The organism is Sinomonas cyclohexanicum, from assembly GCF_020886775.1.
GTDB lineage: Bacteria > Actinomycetota > Actinomycetes > Actinomycetales > Micrococcaceae > Sinomonas > Sinomonas cyclohexanicum.
The window spans coordinates 1329380-1354648 of record NZ_AP024525.1; the positions used below are offsets into that span (position 1 = coordinate 1329380).

Consider the following 25269-nt stretch of genomic DNA (forward strand, 5'->3'; position numbering starts at 1 on the left):
TAACCCGCCCGTCATGTGGCCCGGCGTACATTGACGGCATCGGGGGCATCCGCCCCCGGTGCGGGGAGGCCGAGTATGGACGTTGCGTCGCAGCAGCTCCAGGAGGCCGGTCCGGCCTCGCGGCCGAGCCGGACGGAACTGGAGAACGCCGGGGGAACACCCCCGGGGGCTGGAGTCGACGTGACGACCAACGACGGGACGACGAAGGCGGGGCTCGCCCGGCAGGACACAGAGCAGCGCAGGACCTACGTTCTGGACACGTCCGTGCTGCTGTCCGATCCGCGGGCCCTCCTGCGCTTCGCGGAACATGAGGTGGTGATCCCCGTCGTCGTGATCACCGAACTCGAGGGCAAGCGCCACGATTCCGAGTTGGGCTACTTTGCCCGCAAGGCACTGCGGCTCCTCGACGACCTGCGGGTCCAGCACGGGAGTCTGAACCACCCCGTGCCGCTCGAGACCGACGGCGGCGCCGTGGGCGGCACGCTCACCGTGGAGCTCAACCACATCTCGGCGGACGTCCTGCCGGCGGGCTTCCGCAGCGGCGACAACGACTCCCGGATCCTCGCCGTCGCACAGAACATGGCCAACGAGGGCCGAGCGGTGACCTTGGTGTCCAAGGACCTCCCGATGCGCGTCAAGGCGTCTGCCATGGGGCTGGACGCGGACGAGTACCGCAACGAGCAGATCGTCGACTCGGGCTGGACGGGCGTGGCGGAGGTGGATGCCACCGAGGAGCAGGTCGCGACCCTCTACGGCCACGAGCCCGCATTCATCCCCGAGGCCGCTGAGCTGCCCGTCAACACGGGCCTCGTGATCCTCTCCCCGCGCGGCTCGGCGCTGGGCCGCGTCGGGGCGGACAAGCAGGTCAGGCTCGTGAGGGGGGACCGCGAGGTGTTCGGCCTGCACGGCCGATCCGCGGAGCAGCGCCTCGCGATCGACCTCCTCATGGATCCCACGGTCGGCATCGTCTCGCTCGGCGGCAAGGCCGGCACGGGCAAGTCAGCGCTCGCCCTGTGCGCGGGCCTCGAGGCAGTCATGGAGAGGCGCGAGCACAAGAAGGTGGTCGTGTTCCGGCCGCTGTTCGCGGTGGGCGGGCAGGAGCTCGGCTACCTCCCCGGGTCCGAGGCCGAGAAGATGAACCCATGGGGCCAGGCGGTCTTCGACACGCTCGGCGCGCTCGTGAGCAAGGACGTCCTGGACCACGTGATGGATGCCGGCCTGATCGAGGTCCTGCCGCTCACGCACATCCGCGGCCGCTCGCTGCACGACTCCTTCGTGATCGTGGACGAGGCGCAGTCCCTCGAGAAGAACGTCCTGCTCACGGTCATGAGCCGCATGGGCCAGAACTCGAAGATCGTCCTCACCCACGACGTCGCCCAGCGCGACAACCTCCGCGTGGGCCGCCACGACGGGATCGCCGCCGTGGTCGAGACGCTCAAGGGGCACCCGCTGTTCGCCCACGTGACGCTCACGCGCTCGGAGCGCTCGCCGATCGCGGCGCTCGTCACCGAGCTCCTCGAGGGGGCCGAGATCTGAGGGTCGACGACGCGCGCGTCCTCGCCTTCCGCCTCGACGGGCACCATCTCTCAGACGGCGCACGCTGCGGCAGCCTCGAGCAGGCGGCTGGAGCGTGCGCCGTCATCGAGGAGGAAGCCCACAGGCTCGCCGCCTTCCGGGGACACCCACGCGCCGAGGTCGCCTACACCACCGGCGGCTGAACCCCGAGGAAGGCTGCCGCGGCGTCGTGTCCCTCGACGCGCAGCTCCCACTCCGGGCGCCGGAAGCTCTCCGGGGGCAGGCGGAGCCGCAGTTCGCGCTCGACGACGCCGGGCCGCGGCGAGCGTCGCGCCTCGCCGTTGGGCTCGTACCCCAGTTTCCGGCTCACCCCGAGCGAGGGCGCGTTCCAGTCCCACGCGCTCGTGGTGGCGACCTCGGCGCCGAGGTGGTCGAAGGCCCACAGGAGTACCGCCGCCCGCATCTCGGTGCCGAGCCCGCGACCCTGGGCGTCACGGCGCAGCCACGAGCCTGTGTTGACCGTCCTGAGCGTTGGAAAGCCTCTGGCGATGACGTCCTGCGAGCCGAGCAGCGCGCCGTCGTGCGCGAAGATCCCGAACATGATCATCCAGTCCTCCGGGCGGCTGCGGAGGCGGCACTCCCAGATCCACCTGGCGGTGTTCGGTGCGAGGTCCGGCGACTCGTCCCACGGCATCCCGAAGGGCGTGCGGCCGCCCCCGTGGCCGTGGATCCCGGACGCCGCGGCCTCGACATACCGCGGAATGTCCTCATCGCGGAGCGGACGCAGCACAAGACGCGGCGTCATGAGGGACAGGCCGAAGATCGGCCAGAGGTCGGCCAGGGAGGTCATGGCGTCACGCTAGCGCACGCGGGCTCGGGGCGGCGTCAACTCCGATAGGGTTCGAGCGTGACCCTCCGCCTCCCCGAGCTCTGGCAGAGCAGCCCCGCCGCGTTCTGGCTCGTCGTGGCATGCCTGTGCTATTTCGTGTGGATGGCCGCCCGGCTCGCCGTGATCGACATCCGCAGCCACCTCTTGCCCAACCGGATCGTCCTGCCCAGCTATTGGGCGGCCGTCCCGCTCACCGTGGCCGCGGCGGTCGCTGCCGGCGGCTTCGACCTCGGCGCTGCGCTGCGGGTGCTCGGCGGCGGTGCCGTGCTGTGGCTCGCCTACTTCGTGCTCCGGGTCGTGTACCCGGCCGGGATGGGGTTCGGAGACGTGAAGCTCGCGGGGGTGCTCGGGCTGTACCTCGGCTTCCTCAGCTGGGCCCACCTGTTCTGGGCCACCGCCGCCGCGTTCCTGCTGGGCGGCCTCTTCGGCCTCGGTCTCATCGTGACTCGGCGCGGCACGGCGAAGTCCGCGATCCCGTTCGGGCCGTTCATGCTCGTGGGCGCGGCGCTCGCGCTCGCGCTCCCGGCCTGATCCGTTGAGGGGTCACTTCCCCGTCGAGGGGTCACCTCCCTGTTGAGGGGTCACTTCCACGAAATGGGAGCGCCGCTCCGGGTCCTGCGCCCACTCGATGGCGCGGCGGTGGAGCGGCGGAAGGTCAGGAAGCTCGCCCGGGGAGAACCACGCGACCTCGAGATTCTCGTCATCAGCGACCCGCGCCTCGCCACCTACGTACGTGCACGCCATGACGACGTCCAGGTACTGCGCGTGGTCTCCGTTGGGATACACCATCGGAGCCGTCACACCGACGCCGGCGAGGTGGGTCACTATGACGTCCACCCCCGTCTCCTCAAGCACCTCGCGCACCGCCGTGGCAGCGGGCTCCTCGCCGGGCTCCATGATCCCGGCCGGCACCGTCCATCGGCCGTTGTCGGCGCGCCGCACGAGGAGGAGGCAGCCGGCGTCATCCGTCACCACCGCCTTGACCCCCGGCAGCCACAGCGGGTGGACCCCGACCTTCTCGCGCAGGGTCAGGATGAATTCGGGAGTGGGCATGAACTCAGCTTAGGCCGGCACCCACAGAGCGAGAACGACGGCGGCCGCCGCCTCGTGCGGGAGGCGACGGCCGCCGTCGTGCGTACCAAGGTGACTCCTCAGCTGGGAAGTGACCCCTCAAGCGGGAAGTGACCCCTCAGCGGTCAGGGGAGGCCTACTTGTTCGGGCCCGTCATGGTGGTGACGTCGAGGGCCTTGTCGAGGTCGGCCTCGGAGACCTTGCCCTCGCCCTCGCCGACGAAGCCGAGCGCCACGGTGGCCTCGCGGATCGTGAGGCCCTCCTTGACGGCCTTCTTCGCGATGGCGGCGGCGTTCTCGTAGCCGATGAACTTGTTCAGCGGCGTCACGATCGAGGGGGAGGCCTCGGCGAGGAAGCGCGCGCGCTCGACGTTGGCCTGGATGCCGTCGACCATCTTGTCCGCCATGACGCGGGCCGTGTTGGACAGGAGGCGGATCGACTCGAGCAGGTTCGCGGCCATGACCGGGATGCCGACGTTGAGCTCGAACGCGCCGTTGGTCGAGGACAGGGCGATCGTGGTGTCGTTGCCGACGACCTGGGCGGCCACCATGATCGCGGCCTCGCAGATCACGGGGTTGACCTTGCCCGGCATGATCGACGAGCCCGGCTGCAGGTCCGGGATGGCGATCTCGCCGAGGCCCGTGTTGGGGCCGGAGCCCATCCAGCGCAGGTCGTTGGCGATCTTCATGATCGAGTACGCGATGTTGCGCAGCTGGCCCGAGGCCTCGATGAGGCCGTCGCGGTTCGCCTGGGCCTCGAAGTGGTTGCGCGCCTCGGTGATCGGCAGCGCGGTGTCCTGCGCGAGGAGCTCGATGACACGCTGCGGGAAGCCCGCCGGGGTGTTGATGCCGGTGCCCACGGCGGTGCCGCCGAGCGGGACCTCTGCGACGCGGGGGAGCGAGGCCTCGATGCGCTCGATCCCGTAGCGGACCTGCGCCTCGTAACCGCCGAACTCCTGGCCGAGCGTGACCGGGGTGGCGTCCATGAGGTGGGTGCGGCCGGACTTGACGACGTCCTTGAACTCGTCGGCCTTGCGGCTGAACGAGGCCGCGAGGTAGGTCAGGGCCGGGACCAGATCGTTCAGGAGCGCGTTCGTCGCCGCGACGTGTACCGAGGTCGGGAACACGTCGTTGGAGGACTGCGACGCGTTGACGTGGTCGTTCGGGTGGACGACCTTGTCGCTGCCCTGGTCCTTGAGCGCACGGGTCGCGAGCTCGGCGATGACCTCGTTCATGTTCATGTTGCTCGAGGTGCCCGAGCCGGTCTGGAAGACGTCGATCGGGAAGTGCTCGTCGAATTCGCCGGCGGCGACACGGTCGGCGGCGTCGGCGATCGCGTCCGCGAGATCGCCATCGATCACGCCGAGGTCCTCGTTGGCGCGCGCGGCGGCCTTCTTGACTCGGGCCAGCGCCTCGATGTGCTTGCGCTCGAGGGTCTTGCCCGAGATCGGGAAGTTCTCGACGGCGCGCTGCGTCTGGGCGCGGTAGAGGGCGGACGCAGGGACGCGCACCTCGCCCATCGTGTCGTGCTCGATCCGGTATTCCGTGGCAGGGGCCTGCACTGCAGAGTCAGTCATGGCTCCCAGATTAGACCCCTGCCGCGTACACCCTCGAACCGAGACGGGAGTGCTGGTCTCGCCGACGCTGGCCGGGCCTAGACCTCGCCGATCTTCGAGACGAGCTCGGCCTTGCCCTCGGCGAGGTGGTAGCAGACACCGAGGACGGCGGTGCGGCCCTCCTCGACGGCCTTCGCGATGATCTGCGACGTCTCGAGGAGGCGGCCGCCGGTCTGCTTCGCATGCTCGACCACCGTGTTGTCGACGTCGGTGATCCCGTTGCGCTGCGCCGTCAGCACGCTCGGCATGATGCGCTCGACGAGGTCCCGCACGAACCCCTGGGGCATCTCGCCGGTCTCGTAGGCCTCGACACTGGCCGTCACGGCGCCGCACGAATCATGGCCGAGGACCACGATGAGGGGCACGTTGAGGGGCTCGATCGCGTATTCGAGGGAGCCGAGCACGGCCTCATCGATGACGTGGCCGGCCGAGCGGACCACGAACGCGTCGCCCAGACCGAGGTCGAAGATGATCTCGGCCGCGAGCCGCGAGTCGGAGCAGCCGAAGATCACGCACACGGGGTTCTGGGTCTCCACGAGCTCGGCCCGTCGGGCGGAGTCCTGATTCGGATGGCTGCTCATGCCATCCACGAAGCGCTGGTTTCCGTCGCGCAGCAGCTGCCACGCCTGGGCTGGTGTCAGAGAATGAGGCACGCGCCCCACTCTACGCCCGGGCCCTTCCGTGACGCGCTAGTTCCGCGGAGCGCCCACGACGGCGGCGGCGACCGTGTCGAACTCGTCGAACCCCGCAGATCCGCTCACCACCACGGTGGTTCCCGCGATCGTGGCGACGAGGCTCTTCTCGGTGCCGGGCTTGTCGTAGAGCGTCCACTCGACGCCGGCCACGGTCCGGGTGCCGGTGGTCGGTGCCTTCTTGACCTGGTCGGCGAGCCACGTCGGGTTCGCCGACGCCGTCTGCACGATCGAGACGAACTTCTGCTGCGGTGTCAGATACCCGATGTCCCAGTGTGCGACCCCGTCCGAGGTCCCGGACGCCCAGCGTGCGTAGTTGGGGGAGTAGTCGGACGGCAGCTGCGGGGCCACGGGTGTGAAGCCGGCCACGTCCTTGGCGTTGGCCGCGACGGAGGCGATGTCCACGGACGGCCGGTAGGGGTCCGTCTTCTGCCCCGCGTTGAGCAGCACCACGGGCACGATCGCGAGGACGGACACGAGCAGCGCCATGATCATGCCGACCACTGAGGCGTTCGCGCGCTTGGCGGCCGCGGGGGTCAGGACGGGCTTGAGGGGGGCCTGATCGGTGTTGCTCACCCATCCATGGTCCCGCATGCAGGGCCATGAGCGCGAATGGGCCTCGCGTCATCGTCTCGGTCCCGGCACACCGGAAAGACTAGGATGAGAGCAACCAGCCGCTCGAAGAAGAGGTCCACAGTGTCCCAAGACACCCAGTTCTCGACCCTGTCCAGCTCGCTCCACGTGGGAGCCGATGAGCCGGACCGCAACCTCGCCCTCGAGCTTGTCCGCGTGACCGAGGCCGCGGCGATCGCCGGCGGGCACTGGGTCGGCTTCGGCGACAAGAACAGGGCAGACGGCGCCGCCGTCGATGCCATGCGCTCGTTCCTCCAGACGGTCCACTTCAACGGCGTCGTGGTCATCGGCGAGGGCGAGAAGGACGAGGCCCCCATGCTCTTCAACGGGGAGCGCGTCGGCGACGGCACCGGCCCGGAGGTCGATGTCGCGGTCGATCCGATCGACGGCACGCGCCTCACGGCCTTGGGCATCAACAACGCCCTCGCGGTCCTCGCGGTCGCCGAGCGGGGGACCATGTTCGACCCGTCCGCCGTGTTCTACATGGAGAAGCTCGTCACGGGTCCCGAGGCCGCGGACCTCGTGGACCTGCGCCTGCCCGTCAAGCAGAACCTGCACCTCATCGCCAAGGCCAAGGGCGTCAAGGTCAACCAGATCAACGTCTGCGTCCTCGACCGCGACCGCCACAAGCCGCTCGTCGAGGAGATCCGCGCCGCGGGCGCCCGGACCAAGTTCATCATGGACGGCGACGTGGCGGGCGCGATCGCGGCCGCCCGCTCCGGCACGGGCGTGGATGCGCTCATGGGTATCGGCGGCACTCCGGAGGGCATCGTCGCGGCCTGCGCGATCAAGTCCCTCGGCGGGATCATCCAGGGGCGCCTGTGGCCCACGAGCGACGAGGAGAAGCAGAAGGCGCTCGACGCCGGCCACGACCTCGACCGCGTCCTGTCCACCAACGACTTGGTGACGAGTGACAACTGCTACTTCGCCGCGACGGGCATCACGGACGGTGACCTCCTCAAGGGCGTCCGCTACGAGAAGGACCGGGTCAAGACCCAGTCGATCGTGATGCGCTCCAAGTCCGGCACGGTCCGCTTCGTGGATGCCGAGCACCACGCGAGCAAGTGGGAGAGCTGGGCACGCCGGGCCTGAGCGGCGATTGACGCCTGCACAGCCAGACTAGACTGGGGCGCGGCCGCGTAGGCCGCGCCCCAGCGCTGTCTCCGCCTGCCTGACCGTGCCGTCCAACCCCGGAGGAACATGAGCCCCGACACCCAGGTCCCCACGACCGCGCTGACCGTCCGAACGAGCCGCAGCCGCGAGGAGTGGGACGCACTGGTCGATCGGTTCGGGGGCCACCCGCTGCAGTTGTGGGGCTGGGGCCAGGTCAAGGCGGAGCACCAATGGCGCACGGAGCGGCTGGTCGTCGAGGAGGAAGCGCACGACGGCGCGGGGTCGGCATCCGTCGTCGGCGTGGCCCAGGTGCTCTACCGGGCGCTGCCCTGGCCGCTGAAGTCCCTCGCCTACCTCTCCCGCGGGCCCGTGTGCGCGCCGGAGGACGCCGAGCGCGTGCTCGCGGCCGTCGCGGGGGCCGTCCGCTCGGCGCACGGCTCGGTGGCGCTCGTGGCCGAGCCGGACTGGGAGGCGGGCTCGGCGGGTGAGCAGGGTCTGGCCGCGGCCGGGTTCAGGCGCACGGACTCGACGATCCTCATTCCGCGCACGCTCATCCTGGATCTCACGCAGAGCGAGGATGAGCTCATGGCCGCGATGTCCCGCACCACGCGGGCCAACGTCCGGAAGAACCTCAAGGGAACCCTCGAGTTCCGCCCTGTCGCGACCGAGGCCGAGCTCGAGCAGGTCCTCGCGATCTACCGCGAGACGGCCGCGCGCGCCGGCTTCGGGATCCACGAGGACGGCTACTACCGGGACATCTGGCGCTACCTCGGCGACGGCTCGCCGGTGGTCGCGGCGTTCGACGGCGCGGACGTGGTCGCGTTCGTCTGGATCGCCAAGAGCGCGGGTACGGCCTTTGAACTGTACGGCGGGGTCAACGCGGCCGGGCAGAAGGCCCGTGCGAACTACGGCGTCAAGTGGGCCGCGTTCACGGCGATGAAGGCGGCGGGCTGCACGCGCTACGACCTCAACGGCCTGCTCAACGACGGCATCTCGGACTTCAAGAAGCAGTTCGCCCAGCACGAGGACATGCTCACGGGCACGTGGGAGTTGCCGCTCTCGCCGTTCTATCCGGTCTATGCCACGGGCATGCCGATTGCCCGCCGCACGCTCCAGCAGGGCCGCCGGGTCGCGAAGAGCGCCGCTCAGATCGGCGCGCGCCAGCTGGCCGGCGCCGCGGGCAAGGCCAAGGCGCTGATCCGGCGCTAGCCGTCACGCCAGGCCGGACTCCGGCCCGAGCCCGGTGGTCACGGCGAACGCGAGGACGCCCTCGGGGCCCACGTGCGCGAGTGCGGGGGCCTCGGCGTCCGGGATGAACGCGCTCTCGCCCCGGGCCAGCACGAGGTCCCCCTTCGGGGTGTCCAGGGTGAGCGACCCTCGCACCACGAGCACGACGGCGGCGCCCGCCTGGGCGACCGGGACCGGCTCGCGCAGCCCCGCCCCGTCGGCCGGGCCGAGCTCGATGCGCTGGAGCTGGAACTCCGTGAAGGGCGGCCGGTACAGCTGCTGCCCGAGCGCGGACTCATGCGGGGCCAAGAGGGGCACGCCCGGTGCGTCGAAGACCACGGTGCGGATCAGCTCCGGGATGTCAACGTGCTTGGGGGTCAGCCCGCCGCGCAGCACGTTGTCCGAGGCCGCCATGACCTCGATGCCGAGGCCCGAGAGGTACGCGTGCACGTTGCCCGCCGGGAGGTACATCGCCTCGCCCGGTGCAAGGCTCACCCGGTTGAGCATGAGTGAGAGGAGCACGCCGGGGTCCGAGGGATAGGCGTCCGCGAGGTCGGCGACCGTGGCGAGCGCCCGATCGGCCGCGCTGCCGGCTGAGTCCGTCCCGATACTGCGGGCCGCGGCTCTTACTGCCGCAGCGGAAGAATCGACGGCCTCGCGCACGTCGGCGCCGCCGTTGATGAGACGGGCGAACGCCGTCCTGAGCGACTCCGGCTCGTCCGGACCGCGCAGCAGCTCCGCAACCTGCTCGGTGACCTCCGCCGCGTCCGATCCGGCAAGCAGCGCCGTGAGCCGCTCGAACAGCGCGGCGGATTCCGACGGCGGACGGAACCCCGAGAGCGCCTCGAATGGGGTGAGCGCGAGGATCATCTCCGGCTTGTGGTTGTCGTCCTTGTAGTTGCGGTGGGGCGCGGTACGCGCGACGCCGGCCGCCTCCTCGGCGGCGAATCCCGCCTTGGCTGCCTCGAGCCTCGGGTGGACCTGGAGGGACAGCGGCGACTCGGCCGCGAGGACCTTGAGGAGATAGGGCAGCCGCGGGCCGAAGGCCGCGACGCTCTCGGCTCCGAGGGCGGCCACAGGATCCGAGGCGATGAGCGAGGCGAGCGTCTCGCCGTCCGGACCGTCCGCGGGAAGCGAGGGTGCGTCGGGGTGCGCGCCGATCCACAGCTCGGCCTCCGGCCGGCCGGTCGGCTCACGGCCCAGCAGCTCGGCGATCGCGCTCGTGGAGCCCCATGCGTAATCGCGGAGGGTGTTGGTGAGCAGGTACATGGAGTCCTCGCAGGGTGTCAGGAGAGCTTGAGACTGTCAGGCGCCGCGCGTCAGAGCGGGGTGCACTCGCCGTTGCCGGCCATGATCGCGTCCAGGATGCCGTTCTGGCCGGTGCGGAAGAGATAGTCGAGCCGGTCCGCCGTGACCTTGACCCCGTCCGGGCCGATGTCGTTGTACTGGCCCATCGGGGCGGCCTGGCCCATCGGAGCGGCCTGGCCCATCGGGAGCGCTCCCGCGACCGCGAGCCCGGCGTGCCCGGCCGAGGTGAGGGCCGGCGTCGTGCTTCCGAGCGCCTTGGGGGAGGCTGTGCTCGACGCGGATCCCGTGGCCTCCTTCAGGACCGTCTGGACCTTCGCATGGATCGCGTCGAAGTCCGGGTATGTGGGGAAGGAGGCGTCGAAGTCCGGCGGGCCGATCACGAGGCGGCTCGTGGGCTGGCTCTTGCCCTTGAGCGCGAGGTCAACGAAGCTGCCCAGCTGGGAGGACGAGATGTTGGACTCGACCACCTTGGTCCCGGCGCTCGCAATGCCCTCGAACTTGCTCAGGAGGGTGGCCGGGTTGAGCTGGTTGATCATGGCCTGCTGGATGCACTGCTGGCGGGCGATCCGGTCGTAGTCGCTCGCGAACTCGCGGCTGCGCCCGTACCAGAGGGCGTGGAAGCCGTCGAGGGTCTGCTCGCCGGGGGCGATCCAGCCCACCGGCTGCGCGTGGTCGCCGTTGTTGTCCAGTGCCGCGCCGCTCATGGGGACCCACCCGCCGGCCTTGATGCGGATCCCGCCCATCGCGTCGATGAGCTGCTGGAAGCCAGCCATGTCCACCACGACGTAGGCCTGGACCTTGATGCCGAGGGTGCCCGAGGCCGCCTCGAGTGTCGCCTGCGCGCCCGGGTCGTCGACCCCGGGGTAGAGGTCGCGGTACTTCTGGTTGACTTCGGTGTTGATCGCGTTGATGAGGCACTCGTCGCCGCAGTTGTACCCGTCCGGGTACACCTTGCGCATCGGCGAGTCCGCCGAGAACTGGGCGTTCTGGAGGTTTCGCGGGATGGAGATGAGCGCTGTGCGCCCGGTCTTCGCGTCCACGCTGATGATGGAGAGGCTGTCCGGGCGGCGGCCCTCGCGGTCCGCGCCCGCGTCCCCGCCCATCACCATGAAGTTGTAGCGCCCATCGACGGGATCGATCGCCGGACCGCCGGCGAAGATCGTGCCGATCGCTCCGCGGCTCACGCCGATGAGGTAGGCGGCATACGCGAGGCTCCCGCTCGAGAGGACCATCGACAGCACGAGGGCGACCACGACGATCGGCCGCATTCCCGGCGCCAGGAGGGGCACCCGGATGAGCCGCAGCGTGTTCAGGAACAGCAGCGCCCAGGCGAGCGCGAGCACGACGAGCACGACCACCAGCACGAGGGAGATCACCGGGTGCGTGAAGATCGTCAGGACGGCGCCGCGGTTGATCAGGCCCACCACCAGGAGCAGCAGCGCGAGGGCCCACACCGTCACGGTCACCATGAGGGCGCGGCGCGCGAGGCGCCGGTTTCCTGCGATGAGCTGCGCTGAGCCGGGCACGAGCAGAGTCAGGACCAGAAGCGTGATCGCGCGCTTGGTCCGCACCGTCGAGGGGGCGGCTTCAGGGTGGCGGATGGGATCCGTCTGGTGGCTGCGCTCCGGGGTGTGCAGGGCCATGGTCCTCCTTGTCAGCGCTTGTCGACGTGCTCGGCCGAGAACACCTGGGCAGCCTTCGCCCGCAGCGCCTCGCCCTTGCGGGCCGCGGTCGCCTTGAGCTCGGACGCGAACCCGTCCAGACAGGCAGACAGCCGCGCGCCGAGCTCGTCGTCGGCCGAGGCAAGCATACGGACGGCGAGCAGGCCGGCATTGCGCGCCCCGCCGATCGACACGGTCGCGACCGGGACGCCGGCGGGCATCTGGACGATCGAGAGGAGGGAATCCATCCCGTCCAGGGTCTTCAGCGGGACAGGGACGCCGATGACGGGCAGCGTCGTGACCGAGGCGAGCATGCCGGGCAGGTGGGCGGCGCCCCCGGCGCCGGCGATGATGGCCCTGAGCCCCCGCTCGCGCGCGGCCTTGCCGTACGCGATCATCTCCTCGGGCATGCGGTGGGCCGAGACGACGTCGGCCTCGAAGGGGACATCGAACTCGGCGAGGGCCTCCGCGGCGGCCTCCATGACGGGCCAGTCAGAATCCGAGCCCATGACGATGCCCACGAGGGGCTGGGCGGCTGCGGGCGTAGTGCTCATGCCTTCTCCTCAGACTCGGTGACGGCGGCGCCGTCGTTCAGCGCGGCGGCGGGGGCGCCGTCGCGAACGATGCCCGCGACGCGGGAGGCCCGCGCGCGCAGCGACTCCGGGTCGGAGCCCGGGCCGCCCACGAGGTTCACGTGTCCGATCTTGCGGCCCGGACGCACGGACTTGCCGTACGCGTGGACCTTCACCGCGGGGTCTGCCGCGAGGGCCGCGGGGAACGCGCTGTAGAGGTCCTGGTTGGCGCCGCCGAGGTAGTTCTTCATGATGGCCCACGTGCCGAGCACGTCCGTCGCACCGAGCGGAAGATCCAGGACCGCGCGCAGGTGCTGCTCGAACTGGCTCGTCACGGACCCATCCTGCGTCCAGTGGCCCGTGTTGTGGGGGCGCATGGCCAGCTCGTTGATGAGGAATCCCGGCCCGCGGCCCGGCGTCTCGAACAGCTCGGCCGCCATGACGCCCGTCACTCCGAGCGTCTCGGCAATCCGCACCGCAGCCTGCTGGGCGGCCTGCGCGACCGCCGGATCGAGCTCGGGTGCCGGCGCAATCACCTCGTCGCACACGCCCGCCACCTGGATCGTGTGGACCACCGGCCACGCGCGGGACTCCCCGCTCGGCGTCCTGGCGACCAGGGCGGAGAGCTCGCGGGAGAATTCGACCATCTCCTCCGCGAGGAGCGGCGACATGGTGCCGAACCAGTCGTCGCACTCCTGGGCGTCGGCGGGGGAGCGGAGCACGCGCACGCCCTTGCCGTCGTAGCCCCCGCGCGGCGTCTTCAGCACGATCGGCCAGCCGATCTCCGCGCCGAAGTCGATCAGCTCATCGACGTGGTGCACGGCGCGCCAGCGCGGGTTGGGCAGGCCCATGGCGTCCACCGCGGCACGCATGCGCAGCTTGTCCTGTGCGTGGACGAGTGCCTCGGGGCCGGGCTGGACGTTGACGCCCTCCGCCATCAGCTCCAGGAGGTGCTCGGTCGGAACATGCTCATGGTCGAACGTCAGCACATCGACTCCGGCCGCGAAGGCGCGGAGGTCATCGAGGCTGCGGTAGTCGCCGACAGGGGCCTGGGGCACGGCGGGCACGGCGGAGACGTCCTCGGCCTCCGCAAGGATCCGCAGTTCAAGGCCAAGGGCAGTCGCGGCGGGGGCCATCATGCGCGCCAACTGGCCGCCTCCGACCACGCCGATCACAGGAAAACTCACCCCCACAGCCTACAGAACGCGAGCCCTCGTGGGCCGGGGAGCGCAAGCCGCCACAGCTGCCGCACAGACGCCGGCGGTAGAATGCACTGTGCTCTGGCGCTCCGTGTCAATGCCCGGGGCGGCCCAAAACAGTAGTCCGTGGAGGATCATGATCTCGACAATTTCCGACCGCCTGCGCGGTCTGGTCTCGCTCTTCTGGCGCGAGGTCGCCAAGTTCGGGACCGTCGGAGGTGTGGCCTTCGTCATCGACAACGGCCTGACCTACGTGCTGATGCACACCACGATGTCCGACTCCGAGGCCAAGGCCCGGTTCGTCGGCGCGACCGTGGCCACCATCTTCTCCTGGGTCGCCAACCGCTACTGGACCTTCCGCCACCGCAAGCAGGCCAACATGGTGCGGGAGTTCGTCATGTTCGCCGTCATCAACGGCATCGGCATCGGCATTTCCACCGGATTCACCGCCATCGCGAAGTACTGGCTCGACATCCAGGACAAGAACATCCTGTTCCTCGCCGGAGTCGTCGGCATCGTCGTGGCCACGGTCGTGCGCTTCTTCGCCTACAGGTTCTGGGTCTTCAACCAGGAACTCGACGCCGAGCCCGGGTACGAGGAAGACCACGAGATCTTCGAGCACGATCACGCGGCGCGGTCCGAGCACGCCGCGCGTTCCGGCCACGCCGCCGCCCCCGGCAAGCTGGGCGACGTCGAGGCCCCGCCCAAGCCCTAGTCGGACTCGCTGATCTTCTCCGCTGAGCTGATCTTCTCCGCCGAGCGGAGGGTCGCGGTCTCCCGCACCTCCTCATGCAGCAGCACTGCAGAGCCCCCTGCGGCCCACGCGCCCAGAAGGCGCGCGAGCACGTCCCTGAGCCCCTCGCCTGCGCCGACGAGGATGCGCGCGCCCTCGACCGCGGGAACCGCGAAGTCGCGCAGCAGGGCCTCCTGCGTGAGCTCCTCGCCCGCTGAGGCGAGCGCCACGTCGTCCGGCGCCGGCGGGTCGAAAGGCTCGAACGAGTCCGCGAACTGCCGCACGAGGGCCGCGTAGTCGTGCGTGCCCTCGGGCAGCTCGCCGGGGTAGGCCAGCTCGAGGGCGCCGAGCGCGACGGCGACCCGCTCGCCGCCGGGGGCAACGGCGTCGTCCGCTGAATCCTGCAGCGTGCCCGGCCCCTCGAAGGTGATCTCTGCGGCCGACGCGTCGCCGTCGAGCACCACCGCGCCGACCTGCCACGCCGCTAGCGCGACCACCACTGACTTCCAGTGTGCCGGGAGGTCGAGCCGCACGCGCGTACCGCGCTCGGCCTCGAGCTCCTCGGAGAGGAAGTTAGAGGTCTTGGCGACCCAGTTGTCCAGGACCCGACCGGAGAGCTCGATGCGCTCGCCCCCGGGGCCGTACCAGGTCAGGCGCGGGGAGGAAGCGTGGTGGCCGCTGCGCAGCTGCCGCAGGAGATCGGGGATGGTGGAGAGCATGCGCCCATTCTCGCTGCTCGCGACCCACTTCTGCAGGACTCGCGCACCGAATCACACAAGTGGAATTTCTTCCGGCCACTCGCGTCATGGGCGCCGGTGTCCCGTCTCCTTTACCAACGCAGGAGAGCGACGGTGGCCGGGGCCCGGGCCCGCGCGAGGCTCCCCCGAGGTCGGGCGTGTCGCCGACGGGTGGGGGGACTCGAATTGGCTAGAATCTGCCGCCGCCGCTTGACTCAGAGCGGCTTACACGCATGTAATTAGCACTGGACAGTAACTGCGCCGGCGGCTTCGATGTACCGATCATCGCATAGCCGAGGGGAACCGGCACCGGGATTCTTCCTGGCGCTGGACTCCGCGGCACGCCGCGCAGTACACGACCCGAGGAGGAGCCCGTGGGACAGGCGGAGCGTATCCAGTATGAGTCGGCGGTCGCTGCGCAGGCGTCGACGCGGTACCGATCGAGGGGGATCCCCTCCGACTGGTATGTCGACCCGGCGGACCCCGACGCGCAAGAGCGCTACAGGGCCCTGTCCGACGAGGCCCTCGAGGACGCCGCAACGGCCTTACTCACGGCCCATGAGGCGGAAGAGGCTGAGCTCGACCCCGACGACGAACCGACCGACGAGGCGATCGAGCGGGCACTGGCCCTGCTCGCAAACCCGTCGCTGCACACGCCCAAGCCCGTCGTGATCGACCTCGTCCAGCCGGGCGAGCCCGAGGAGGGCGAGCTCGCGTGGCAGGCGGAGGCGCTGTGCGCCCAGACCGATCCGGAGGCGTTCTTCCCCGAGAAGGGGGGCTCGACCCGTGACGCGAAGAAGGTCTGCGGGTCCTGCACCGTGCGCGCCCAGTGCCTCGAGTACGCGCTCGCCAACGACGAGCGGTTCGGGATCTGGGGCGGCCTCTCCGAGCGCGAGCGCCGCCGCCTGAGGAAGCGGGCGGTCTGATCCTGGACGCCGTACGCGTCACCGCAGTCGTCGTAGCCCACGACGGCGATGCGCACCTGCCCTCGACCCTGGCCGCCATCGCCCGTCAGACGAGGCCGGCCGACGCCGTCCTGGGCGTCGACACCGGCTCTCGGGACGATTCGGTCGGCCTCATGCAGGATGCGCTCGGCGCCGAGCACGTCGCCTCGGTCCGCGCGTCCGGTGGGTTCGGCGGTGCGGTGGCTCGCGGGCTGGGGGAGCTCGAGGGCGACGGCGCCGCGTCCGCCGGAGAGTGGCTCTGGCTGCTCCACGACGACTCGGCTCCGGCCCCGGACGCCCTCGCCGTCCTGCTCGAGGCCGTCGAGGCGGCCCCGAGGGTCGCCGTGGCCGGCTGCAAGCAGCTCGACGCCGATGCGCCCGGCCGACTGCTCGACGTCGGGCTGTCCGTGAGCCGGTGGGGCGAACGCCTCACCCTGATCGACGTGGACGAGCAGGACCAGGGCCAGTACGACGCCAAGAGCGATGTGTTCGCGGTCAACTCCGCCGGGATGCTCATCCGGCGCGACGTCTGGGAGCGCCTCGGAGGCTTCGACGCGGCACTTCCCGCGACCGGCGACGATGTGGACTTCTGCTGGCGCGCCCGCCTCGCGGGCCATCGGGTCGTGGTGGTCCCCGCCGCGCGGATCCTGCACACCGTGAGGCCCGACGCGGCCGGCACGCCTTTCGCCGCCCGGCGCGCCGAGGTCTACTCCCGGCTCAAGCACGCGCCCCTGTGGGCGCTCCCCTTCCATGCGCTTGGGGCGCTCCTCGGCGGACTCTGGCAGTTCGCGCTCGGGATCGTGGTGAAGGAGCCCCGGCTCGGCGCCGCGAAGCTGGGCGCGAGCCTGGCCGCCCTGGCGATGGTGGGCAGCCTCGCCCGAGGGCGCCGCGTCGCGTCCAGGACGCGCGCGGTCTCGCGGTCCGTGGTCATGGTTCCCCCGCTCGTCACCCCGCGAGCCGAGGTCTGGGCACACCGCCGCGCGCTGCTCGAATCCGCCGCGGCGGAATCGGACTCCGTGGTGGGGGACGGCACAGGCAGCGCCGACGGCCCGAGCGAGCCGACCGGGGACTCCCAGCACGACTTCGCGGCCCTTGCGGTCTCCTCGCGCGGCTGGACCGGCACCGGCGCCGCGGTCGTGGCGGCCATGGCGCTCGTGGCCGGACTCGTGGCGCTGGCCCCCCTCCTCGGCGCGGAGGCCGCGGTGGGCGGAGCCTTGGCGCCGGTCTCGTCGGGCATCTCGGCGGTCTTCGCCCACGCCACCAGCTGGTGGACGGCCCTCGGGGCGGGTCAGCCGGGCCATGGCGACCCCTTCGACCTCGTCGTCTGGGTGCTTGGAATCCTGGGCCTCGGCGACGCGAACCGCGCGGTGGTGGTGGCACTGGTCCTCGCCGCCCCCGTTGCTGGCCTGGGCGCGTGGGCCCTCGCGGCGAGCCTCACCGCACATCGCGCGCCCCGCACCCTCGCCGCGCTCGTGTGGGCCGCGGCACCGTCACTCATCGTCGCCCTCGGACAGGGGCGGCTCGGAGCGGTGATCGCGCATGCGGCCTTGCCGTGGGCCGCGCTCGGCATGCTGCGCGCCGTGGGCGGGGCACGGATCAGGGGCGCCGCGGGCCACCACGAGCCCCGCGCCGGCTCGGGCGGCGTTCCGTCCTGGACCGCCGCTGCGGCCGGGGGACTCGCACTGGCGTGCGCGACGGCGGGTGCGCCCTCGCTCGTGCCGCTCGCCGCCGCCGTCGTGCTCGTCCTGACGCTCGTGCTGCGTGGGCGGGCCAGGACGCTGTGGTGGGTCCTCGTCCCGACCGTCGCCATCTTCCTCCCGCTCTGGGTCTCGGCCCCGGGCAACCTGAGGGCATGGATCGCCGATCCCGGCGTCCCTCTCCCGGCCGCCCCCGCCGCGCCCTGGCAACTCGTGCTCGGCCAGCCCGTCGCGTTCGACGCCGCGACCGGGCTCACAGGCGTCCCGTTCCTCCCGGCCGGCGTGCCGTGGTCGCTGCTGGCGGCGATCCTCGTCGGCGCGCCCGTGCTCGGGGCGGCCGTGGCCGGCGCGGTCCTGCTGACCGGGCGCCGCGGGGCCGCCGCGCGGCTCCTGCTGGCGCTGGGCATCGGAGCGCTCGCCTACGCGTGGGCCGTCTCGCGCGTCCCGACGGCGGTCGCGGGCGACGCGCTCGCCACGCCGTTCGCCGGCCCGAGCCTCGGCGCGGGCTGCCTCGCGTTCCTCGGAGTTGCGGTGCTCGCGGGCGACTGGCTCATCGAGCGCCGCCGCGCTGCGGCACACCGCGGTGGCGCCGCGCGAACCGCCGCCGCGGCGGCCGCGCTCGCCGCGGTGCTCATCGCTGCTGGCCCGGTGGGCGTTCTCGTGCAGTGGGCCACGACGGGCCTGACCCACCCGCAGTCGTCCGGCGGCCTCGGGCCGGAGGCGCTCGTCGCCCCCGGAAAGGCCAGAGTCCTGCCCGCCACGGCCGCAGACCTGGGGCTCGGCCCCCAGCAGACCCGCACTCTCGTACTCCGTGCCACCGATGCGGGCGGGTTCACGGCGAGCCTCATGCGCGGATCGGGCACCACGTTGGACGCGCTCTCGGCGATCGCCTCCTCGCACCGGATCGCCGGCGAGTGGGGTGCAGAGCGGATCGCGGCGGACGACGGCGCCCTGGCCGCCATGCGCCGCGCCGTCGCCACCGTGGGCGGAGGCGCCGCCGTGGATCCCCGTGCAGACCTCGAGCAGCTCGGCGTCGGCTTCGTGGTCCTCGCGGACACGAGCGCTGCCGACCAGCTCACCGCCAGCACGATCGACTCCGTCCCCTCGCTCGTCGCCGTGGGCCACACCGACGCGGGCTGGCTGTGGCGCGTGACGCCGACGACCGCCGCGCCCGACGCAGGGTTCGCCATCGACCAGCGAGTCCGCATCGTCGACGCGTCGGGCAGGACCCTCCAACCCGTCCCGTCAGGAGCCGAGGGCCTCTCGTCCGCGCTTCCGGCGGGCCCCGAGGGCCGCAGGCTTGTACTTTCCGAGCGCGTCGACGCGGGCTGGCAGGCCACGCTCGACGGCATGCCGCTCCGGCCCACGTCCCAAGACTGGGCCCAGGCGTTCGAGCTCCCCGCCCAGGGCGGCCAGCTCGAGGTCCGCTACGCGAATCCCGCAGCCTTCCCGCTGGGCGTGCTGACGGTTGCGGCACTCGCCGTGACGGCCCTCCTGGCGATCCCGGCGACGGCCCGCCGGAGCCGCCCGGGCACGCCGGGGCGCGTCGCGTCCGCGCTGCTGACGTCAGAGGCGCAGCGCCGGGGACCAAAGCAGCGGGATGCACAGCGGCGGAGACCCAAGCGGCGGAGGCGCACTCGGGCCGAGGCCGGCGCGTCCCCCCGACCGGACGGTCCAGGGCCCGATGCCCCGGGGGCCGATCACGCGCCCAGTTCCGCCGGACCGAGTCGGGGAGAGGAGCCCGCCCACGATGAAGCCCACGTCTGACCAGCCCGGGCCGCAGAGGCCCCCCACTGCTGCCGCCGCGCCCCCCACCGCTGCCGCCGCGCCCCGCCTGCGCCTGCGCGCCGCGGTCGCGGCCGCCGTCGGCGTGGTCCTGGCGGGCGCGGGGGCCGGGCTCACCGTCGCCGCCTCGGCCGTGCCCGAGCCGTCAGCCCTGGGCCCTCGGGACGCCCAGTCCATCGACGTGCCCACCGGGGACTCCGTGCGCGTCTGCCCGGGCCCAGCGCGGCTCCTCGAGGGCACCCCGGTCCAGGGCGACCCGCAGTTCAGCCCGGCCAGCAGGACCGCCAAGACGGCCGTGAGCGGGATCGTGCTTTCCGACACCCAGGGCACCCTTCCGGACGCCGCCCTCGGCCCACTGGGTGGCACCGCACTGAAGTCCCTCCCCGGACAGTCCGCCCCGGCGGGCACGGTCGCGCAGCCGCGCGCCGCCGTCGTGAGCGGTGTGCCGACGGACGCGCTGAGCGCCCTCACGGCCAAACCGCTCTCGGGGGCCGCGACCGCACTGGGCGGCATGACCCGCTTCGAGGCCGGCGACGGGGATCTCCGCGGGCTCGCCACGGCCACCTGCACGGCCCCTTCCAACGACCAGTGGCTCTCGGGCGCCGAGACGACGGTGGGCCGCACCTCGGTACTCACCCTCACGAACCCGAGCGCGACTCCCGCCACGGTGGACCTCGAGTTCTTCGGGGACAAGCCCCTGGCCCAGGCACCGCCCTCGAGCCGCGGCCTGACGGTCAAGCCCGGCAGCTCGGCGTCGTATGTGCTGAGCGGCTACATGCCCGGCCAGTCCAACGTGTCCGTGCACGTGCGCAGCACGGGCGGTCCCGTGGCCGCGTCGATCCAGCAGTCCACGCTCCGTGGGCTGACCCCCGGCGGCGTCGAGCTCATCACGGCGGGCGCGCCACCGGCGCCGCGGCAGACGGTGACGGGGATCGAACTGCAGGATCCCGGCCAGTCGAAGGACCTCGCGTCCCGGGACGGCTTCGCAGACGCCCGGCCGGCCGTGCAGATCACCGTCCCCGGCGCGGCCGACGCCGTCGTGCAGCTCCGCGTCTACGGGCGCAACGGCGCGGTGCAGCTTCCGGGCGGCGGCGTCGTGACGGCCAAGGCGGGGGCAGTGACCGAGGTCCCGCTCGCGGGGCTCCCCGCGGGCGTCTACAGCGTCTCCGCGACCGCGGACGTATCGTTCTCCGCGAGCGCCCGCGTGCCGCGGGGCCTCTCGGCCACCCAACCGATGGACTTCGCCCTCGCCACGGCGTCGCAGCGGATCGGGGACAGCCACGTGGTGGCGGTGGGTTCCGGCGGATCGCGGCAGATCGTCTTCGGTGTCCCGGACGGCAGGGCCCAGATCCGGGCGGTACCGGTGTCCGCCGACGGCGCCATGCACAGCCCCGTGACGCTCGACGTGGCCGGAGGGACCACCGCGGTCCTGGACGTCCCGGAGACGGTCGACGGCGCGGCCCTGGCCGGGTACGTCCTGTCCGCCTCCGGCGACGCGGCCTTCGGATCGCTGCTGTCCAAGGGCGACGGCAACGCGATCTCCTCGGCCTCGATCATCCCGGCTGCGGCTGGGTCCGAGACGCTGCCCGTGACCTTGGGCTACTAGGGGCTAGTAGCCGCGGTAGTACGGGTCGAGGCTCTCGGGTGCCACGCCCAGCATGAGGGCGGTGTACTCGACGACGATGTCATGGACGAGGTCCTGCAGCTCGGCCGGGGACCCGGCGCCGGTCTCCACGACCCGCCGGTAGATCGTGATCCGCGGGGCCCGACCCGGGCCGCCGGGCGTGTACTGGCCCTGCGGCGGTGTCCCGCCCTCGCGGAGCATCTGCTCGAGGCCCGGCGGGATCTGCTCGACCGCGTACTCGACGCCGTCCAGTTTCGACCCATTGAGCTCCTGCAGCCTGTCCGCGGCGTCGAACACCCAGTCCTCGAACCGCTCGGCACGGGTGCGGCTGGCAGGCAGGACCGAGGGGAGGATCTCGCCGCGGAGGCCTCGGCCGTGACGGTTCCTGCGGCGCTCCCTGAAGGTCCTGAGCCGACCGGCCCCCGGCTCACCCTCCGGTGGGACGGAGCGGATGCTCAGGGAAGGGCCGTCCGAGCTGAGCGGCGCCCCGGGGAACGGACTGTCCTGCATACATCGACTGTAGTTCGTCCCCCGGCACCGTGCGAGTCGCAGGGGGTGCGGCACGGGCACACCGCCTGTCGTCAATGCCACGCCGCGCGCAGTGCCGGGAGTAGGGTTCTGTGCCGTGGGTCCACTACGCCATTGTTCTCGATCTGCGTGCCGCCAGGCTGCGGTGGCCACGCTGACGTATGTCTACGCCGAATCGACCGCTGTCCTCGGTCCTCTGGCCACATACGCGGAGCCCCACAGCTATGACCTGTGCGCGACCCACGCCGACCGACTGACGGTGCCCCGCGGCTGGGAGGTGCTCCGACTCGCCATCCCCGCGGCCCCGCCGCGCAGCCCCGACGACATCCTCGCCCTCGCCGATGCGGTCCGCGAGCAGGAGGCGGCCGGAGAGGAGCACGACGCCGGGCCCTCCGCCCCGTCCTCGGCGCACCGCGGCGGGTCCTCCCGCGGGCCCCTCGAGGCGCCTCCCAGTGTGGAGGGGACCGTACGGCGTCACCTGCGCCTCCTGCGGGAGCCGTCCTAAGGCCCGCTCCTCCGCGAGGCTCGGTAGTCTAGAGGGCATGCCGAATCTCAGCCCCTCGCTGCTCGCCATTCTCAGGTGTCCCGTGACCGGGTCCTCGCTCGTCCAGGATGGGGACGCCCTCGTCGCGACGGAGCCGGGACCCGACGGGACTGCCCCGCGCTACCCGATCGAGGACGGCATTCCCGTCCTCCTCGCCCCCACGACGACCGCCGACCCCCAGGAGCACCTCGCATGACCCTCGACTTCAAGGTCAAGGACCTCTCACTCCATGAGGCGGGCCGGCACCAGATCCGCCTCGCCGAGCACGAGATGCCGGGCCTCATGGCGCTGCGCGAGGAGTACGGCGGGTCCCAGCCGCTCGCCGGGGCCAGGATTGCCGGCTCGTTGCACATGACCGTGCAGACGGCGGTGCTCATCGAGACGCTCGTCGCCCTCGGCGCCGAGATCCGCTGGGCCTCGTGCAACATCTTCTCGACGCAGGACGAGGCGGCCGCTGCCGTCGTCGTCGGCACCGGCACCCCGGAGGACCCGCAGGGGGTCCCCGTGTTCGCCTGGAAGGGCGAGAGCCTCGAGGAGTACTGGTGGACTGCGGAGCAGATCCTCACGTGGCCGGGCGCCGACCAGGACCCGTCGCTGGGGCCGAACATGATCCTCGACGACGGCGGCGACGCGACCCTGCTGGTGCACAAGGGCGTCGAGTTCGAGGCCGCGGGAGCGGTGCCTCCGGCCACGGACGAGGACTCCGAGGAGTACCGGATCATCCTGGACGTCCTCCGGGCCGGCCAGGAGAAGGACCCGAAGAAGTGGACCCGCACCGCCGCCGGCATCAAGGGCGTGAGCGAGGAGACCACTACCGGAGTCCACCGCCTGTACCAGCTTGCTGAGCAGGGCAGGCTCCTGTTCCCGGCCATCAACGTCAACGACGCGGTGACCAAGAGCAAGTTCGACAACAAGTACGGCATCCGCCACTCGCTCCCGGACGGCATCAACCGCGCCACCGACGTGCTGATCGGCGGCAAGGTCGCCGTGGTCTGCGGCTACGGCGACGTTGGTAAGGGGGCGGCGGAGGCACTCCGGGGCCAAGGCGCCCGCGTGATCGTCACCGAGATCGATCCGATCTGCGCGCTGCAGGCCGCCATGGACGGCTATCAGGTGGCACGCCTCGAGTCAGTCCTCGGCCAGGGGGACCTGTTCATCACGACCACCGGGGGGAAGGACATCATCCTCGCCGAGCACATGGCCGCGATGAAGGACAAGGCCATCGTGGGCAACGTGGGGCACTTCGACAACGAGATCGACATGGCCGGCCTCGCGAAGGTCCCAGGCATCCGCAAGGTCGAGATCAAGCCGCAGGTCCACGAGTGGGTCTTCCCCGCCTCGACCGGGCTCGACGGCGCGGTGCCCGAGCACTCCGTGATCGTCCTCTCCGAGGGCCGGCTGCTCAACCTCGGCAACGCGACGGGCCACCCGTCGTTCGTCATGAGCAACTCGTTCGCGAACCAGACGATCGCCCAGATCGAGCTCTGGACCAAGCGAGAGCGCCCCGAGGCGCCGGCCGAGTACGAGAACAAGGTCTATGTGCTGCCGAAGATCCTCGACGAGAAGGTGGCGCGCCTCCACCTCGCTGCGCTCGGCGTGGAGCTGACCGAGCTGACCAAGGAGCAGGCCGAGTACCTCGACCTCGACGTGGCGGGCCCGTACAAGGCGGACCATTACCGGTACTGACCTTCCGGGCACCGACACTCTCCACCGGTCCGCCGGCCGCCCCGGTTCGTGTCCCGACCGTTGTCGGGGCGTGACCGGGGCGGCCGCGGTGTACCGGTACCCTTGGATGAGGCATTGGCAGAGGGGACGCAGAGGTGTCGGAGCAGGAATCCGGGCAGGAATCGGTGTCGGGGAAGAAGTCCCCTGACCGCAAGAAGCTGGGCAAAGGCGGCAAGATCGCCATCCTGGTCGCGATCCTTGCTGTCCTTGGCATCGGCGGCACGTTTGCCGCGATGGGGCCGCTGCAGGCCTCGCCGATCAGCTCGGAGGCGGCCTCGCCCCTGCGCAGCCAGCCCGGCACCGCGTTCCCGGTCGTCAAGCCCGCCACGGTCACGGCGGTCCCTGCCACAGGGGCTAAGGAGGTCAATCCGGCGGCCCCGGTCACCGTGACGGTGGCCAACGGCACGATCGACAACGTGAGCCTGCGCTCGGCATCCGGCCAGGATGTCGAGGGCACGCTCGGCGCCGCGCGCAGCGAGTGGACCTCGGGCGGGCAGCTCGCCTTCAACACGTCCTACACCCTCAGCTACACGGCGCTCGACGCCGCCGGCCGCACCACGAGCAGTACGTCGACCTTCACGACCGTCTCGACCAAGAACGAGGCGGACGCGGCGATGTACCCGCTCGACGGCATGAGCGTCGGCGTGGCCCAGCCCATCCAGCTCACGTTCAGCGAGCCCGTGACGAACAAGAAGGCCGTCGAGAAGGCGATCACGATCACCTCGTCCTCGGGCCAGCCCGGAGCCTTCCACTGGTTCAGCGACACGATGGTGCGCTACCGGCCTGAGGCCTTCTGGGCCGCGAACAGCACGATCACCGTCAAGATGGACCTCTTCGGCGTGGATCTGGGCAACGGCCAGATCGGGAACTTCACGAAGACCAACACCGTGCACATCGGCGACAAGCGCACTGCTGTGGCCGATGCGAAGGCCCACACCTTCACCGCCTACATCAACGACAAGCCGGTGCAGACGTGGCCGGCCACCCTGGGCGACGAGCGCTTCCCGTCGGCCCGCGGCTACCTCGTGCTCATGGAGAAGCAGCGGCGCGCCCACTTCGTCGCAGCGTCGATCGGCCTCAAGCCAGGCGACCCTGCCAACTACGGCGAGCTCGACGTCGAGTACGCCACGCGCCTCACGCCGAGCGGCGAGTTCATCCACCAGGCCACGGACAACGCCCTGCCGTACCTGGGGCAGGTGAACCTCTCCCACGGCTGCATCGGCCTCGGTCCGGACGGCGCGGCATGGGTCTTCAACAACATGACCAGCGGCGACGTCGTCCAGATCATCAACACGGACGGCGACTACGCCAACTTCGACGACGGATTCGGCGACTGGAACATCCCGTGGGCCCAGTACGCCAATGGATAACGCTTCGGCCACACGTGGGCGCAGCTGCCCGATAAGTGCCGGGACCACAGGGTAGCGTTGACCCAGACCCTGCACACGCCAGGCCCA

The 25269-nt window shown here is 71.3% G+C and carries 23 protein-coding genes; 12 read left to right on the forward strand and 11 right to left on the reverse strand.

Annotated features, from left to right (window positions below; all coding sequences use genetic code 11):
- Positions 1-75: 75 nt before the first annotated feature.
- Positions 76-1536 (forward strand): RNA 5'-3' helicase PhoH2, encoded by a 1461-nt coding sequence (phoH2, locus tag SCMU_RS06225; protein WP_229232158.1) that lies wholly within the window; start codon positions 76-78, stop codon positions 1534-1536.
- 163 nt (positions 1537-1699) lie between these two features.
- Here phoH2 and SCMU_RS06230 read toward each other — a convergent pair whose 3' ends face one another.
- Positions 1700-2365, reverse strand: a complete 666-nt coding sequence (locus tag SCMU_RS06230; protein ID WP_229232159.1) for a GNAT family N-acetyltransferase — start codon at positions 2363-2365, stop codon at positions 1700-1702.
- 57 nt (positions 2366-2422) lie between these two features.
- Between SCMU_RS06230 and SCMU_RS06235 the strand changes: the two genes are divergently transcribed.
- Positions 2423-2935 carry a prepilin peptidase gene (locus tag SCMU_RS06235; protein WP_229232160.1) on the forward strand — a complete coding sequence of 171 codons (513 nt, stop codon included), beginning with the start codon at positions 2423-2425 and terminating at the stop codon, positions 2933-2935.
- A gap of 12 nt (positions 2936-2947) precedes the next feature.
- On the opposite strand, the gene SCMU_RS06240 is transcribed toward SCMU_RS06235, so the two are convergent.
- The 4 genes from SCMU_RS06240 to SCMU_RS06255 all read right to left on the reverse strand — a co-directional run bounded on the left by SCMU_RS06240 (position 2948) and on the right by SCMU_RS06255 (position 6358).
- Complete coding sequence (locus SCMU_RS06240; protein WP_229232161.1) at positions 2948-3457, reverse strand: NUDIX hydrolase; 510 nt, start codon at positions 3455-3457, stop codon at positions 2948-2950.
- Between the two features lie 154 nt (positions 3458-3611).
- Positions 3612-5051 carry a class II fumarate hydratase gene (locus tag SCMU_RS06245; RefSeq protein WP_229232162.1) on the reverse strand — a complete coding sequence of 480 codons (1440 nt, stop codon included), beginning with the start codon at positions 5049-5051 and terminating at the stop codon, positions 3612-3614.
- Between the two features lie 77 nt (positions 5052-5128).
- A complete protein-coding gene (locus SCMU_RS06250) occupies positions 5129-5743 on the reverse strand; it encodes a carbonic anhydrase (RefSeq protein ID WP_229232163.1) in 615 nt (204 codons plus the stop codon).
- A gap of 36 nt (positions 5744-5779) precedes the next feature.
- Positions 5780-6358, reverse strand: coding sequence for a DUF4245 domain-containing protein (locus SCMU_RS06255; protein WP_229232164.1), 579 nt, complete (start codon positions 6356-6358; stop codon positions 5780-5782).
- A gap of 84 nt (positions 6359-6442) precedes the next feature.
- On the opposite strand from SCMU_RS06255, the gene glpX reads away from it, so the two are divergent.
- Both glpX and SCMU_RS06265 read left to right on the forward strand, forming a co-directional pair.
- Positions 6443-7507 (forward strand): class II fructose-bisphosphatase, encoded by a 1065-nt coding sequence (gene glpX / locus SCMU_RS06260; protein ID WP_443020225.1) that lies wholly within the window; start codon positions 6443-6445, stop codon positions 7505-7507.
- Between the two features lie 108 nt (positions 7508-7615).
- Positions 7616-8737 (forward strand): lipid II:glycine glycyltransferase FemX, encoded by a 1122-nt coding sequence (locus tag SCMU_RS06265; protein WP_229232166.1) that lies wholly within the window; start codon positions 7616-7618, stop codon positions 8735-8737.
- 3 nt (positions 8738-8740) lie between these two features.
- Here SCMU_RS06265 and manA read toward each other — a convergent pair whose 3' ends face one another.
- The 4 genes from manA to SCMU_RS06285 are packed head-to-tail and all read right to left on the reverse strand — an operon-like array spanning position 8741 to position 13483.
- Positions 8741-10024: a mannose-6-phosphate isomerase, class I gene (gene manA, locus SCMU_RS06270; protein ID WP_229232167.1), complete on the reverse strand. Its 1284-nt coding sequence runs from the start codon at positions 10022-10024 to the stop codon at positions 8741-8743.
- A 50-nt stretch (positions 10025-10074) separates the two neighbouring features.
- Positions 10075-11706: an LCP family protein gene (locus tag SCMU_RS06275; RefSeq protein WP_229232168.1), complete on the reverse strand. Its 1632-nt coding sequence runs from the start codon at positions 11704-11706 to the stop codon at positions 10075-10077.
- 11 nt (positions 11707-11717) lie between these two features.
- Complete coding sequence (purE, locus tag SCMU_RS06280) at positions 11718-12278, reverse strand: 5-(carboxyamino)imidazole ribonucleotide mutase (protein WP_229232169.1); 561 nt, start codon at positions 12276-12278, stop codon at positions 11718-11720.
- Positions 12275-13483 carry a 5-(carboxyamino)imidazole ribonucleotide synthase gene (locus SCMU_RS06285; protein WP_229232170.1) on the reverse strand — a complete coding sequence of 403 codons (1209 nt, stop codon included), beginning with the start codon at positions 13481-13483 and terminating at the stop codon, positions 12275-12277. The genes purE and SCMU_RS06285 overlap by 4 nt, the downstream gene beginning before the upstream one ends.
- Positions 13484-13631: 148 nt before the next feature.
- Here SCMU_RS06285 and SCMU_RS06290 point away from each other — a divergent pair, with 148 nt between their 5' ends.
- Positions 13632-14210: a GtrA family protein gene (locus SCMU_RS06290; RefSeq protein ID WP_229232171.1), complete on the forward strand. Its 579-nt coding sequence runs from the start codon at positions 13632-13634 to the stop codon at positions 14208-14210.
- Here the strand turns inward: SCMU_RS06290 and SCMU_RS06295 are convergent.
- Positions 14207-14947 (reverse strand): TIGR03089 family protein, encoded by a 741-nt coding sequence (locus tag SCMU_RS06295; RefSeq protein ID WP_229232172.1) that lies wholly within the window; start codon positions 14945-14947, stop codon positions 14207-14209. The genes SCMU_RS06290 and SCMU_RS06295 overlap by 4 nt on opposite strands.
- Before the next feature lie 392 nt (positions 14948-15339).
- Between SCMU_RS06295 and SCMU_RS21140 the strand changes: the two genes are divergently transcribed.
- The 3 genes from SCMU_RS21140 to SCMU_RS06310 are packed head-to-tail and all read left to right on the forward strand — an operon-like array spanning position 15340 to position 20997.
- A complete protein-coding gene (locus tag SCMU_RS21140) occupies positions 15340-15891 on the forward strand; it encodes a WhiB family transcriptional regulator (protein WP_443020227.1) in 552 nt (183 codons plus the stop codon).
- Entirely contained in the window at positions 15795-19373 is a 3579-nt protein-coding gene (locus SCMU_RS06305; RefSeq protein WP_229232173.1) for a glycosyltransferase family 2 protein, read from the forward strand. The genes SCMU_RS21140 and SCMU_RS06305 overlap by 97 nt, the downstream gene beginning before the upstream one ends.
- Positions 19357-20997 (forward strand): DUF5719 family protein, encoded by a 1641-nt coding sequence (locus tag SCMU_RS06310; RefSeq protein ID WP_229232174.1) that lies wholly within the window; start codon positions 19357-19359, stop codon positions 20995-20997. Before SCMU_RS06305 ends, SCMU_RS06310 begins: the two co-directional genes overlap by 17 nt.
- 3 nt (positions 20998-21000) lie before the next feature.
- On the opposite strand, the gene SCMU_RS06315 is transcribed toward SCMU_RS06310, so the two are convergent.
- The gene (locus SCMU_RS06315) at positions 21001-21525 is read right to left on the reverse strand and encodes a metallopeptidase family protein (protein WP_229232175.1); all 525 of its coding nucleotides are present in this window, start codon (positions 21523-21525) and stop codon (positions 21001-21003) included.
- A gap of 115 nt (positions 21526-21640) precedes the next feature.
- Here SCMU_RS06315 and SCMU_RS06320 point away from each other — a divergent pair, with 115 nt between their 5' ends.
- From SCMU_RS06320 to SCMU_RS06335, 4 genes are all read left to right on the forward strand, one after another.
- On the forward strand, positions 21641-22048 hold the full coding sequence (locus SCMU_RS06320) for a DUF3499 domain-containing protein (RefSeq protein ID WP_229232176.1): 408 nt from the start codon (positions 21641-21643) through the stop codon (positions 22046-22048).
- A gap of 37 nt (positions 22049-22085) precedes the next feature.
- Positions 22086-22283: a Trm112 family protein gene (locus SCMU_RS06325; protein ID WP_229232177.1), complete on the forward strand. Its 198-nt coding sequence runs from the start codon at positions 22086-22088 to the stop codon at positions 22281-22283.
- Positions 22280-23773 (forward strand): adenosylhomocysteinase, encoded by a 1494-nt coding sequence (gene ahcY / locus SCMU_RS06330; protein WP_229232178.1) that lies wholly within the window; start codon positions 22280-22282, stop codon positions 23771-23773. The genes SCMU_RS06325 and ahcY overlap by 4 nt, the downstream gene beginning before the upstream one ends.
- Positions 23774-23907: 134 nt before the next feature.
- A complete protein-coding gene (locus SCMU_RS06335; protein WP_229232179.1) occupies positions 23908-25182 on the forward strand; it encodes a L,D-transpeptidase in 1275 nt (424 codons plus the stop codon).
- Positions 25183-25269 lie beyond the last annotated feature (87 nt).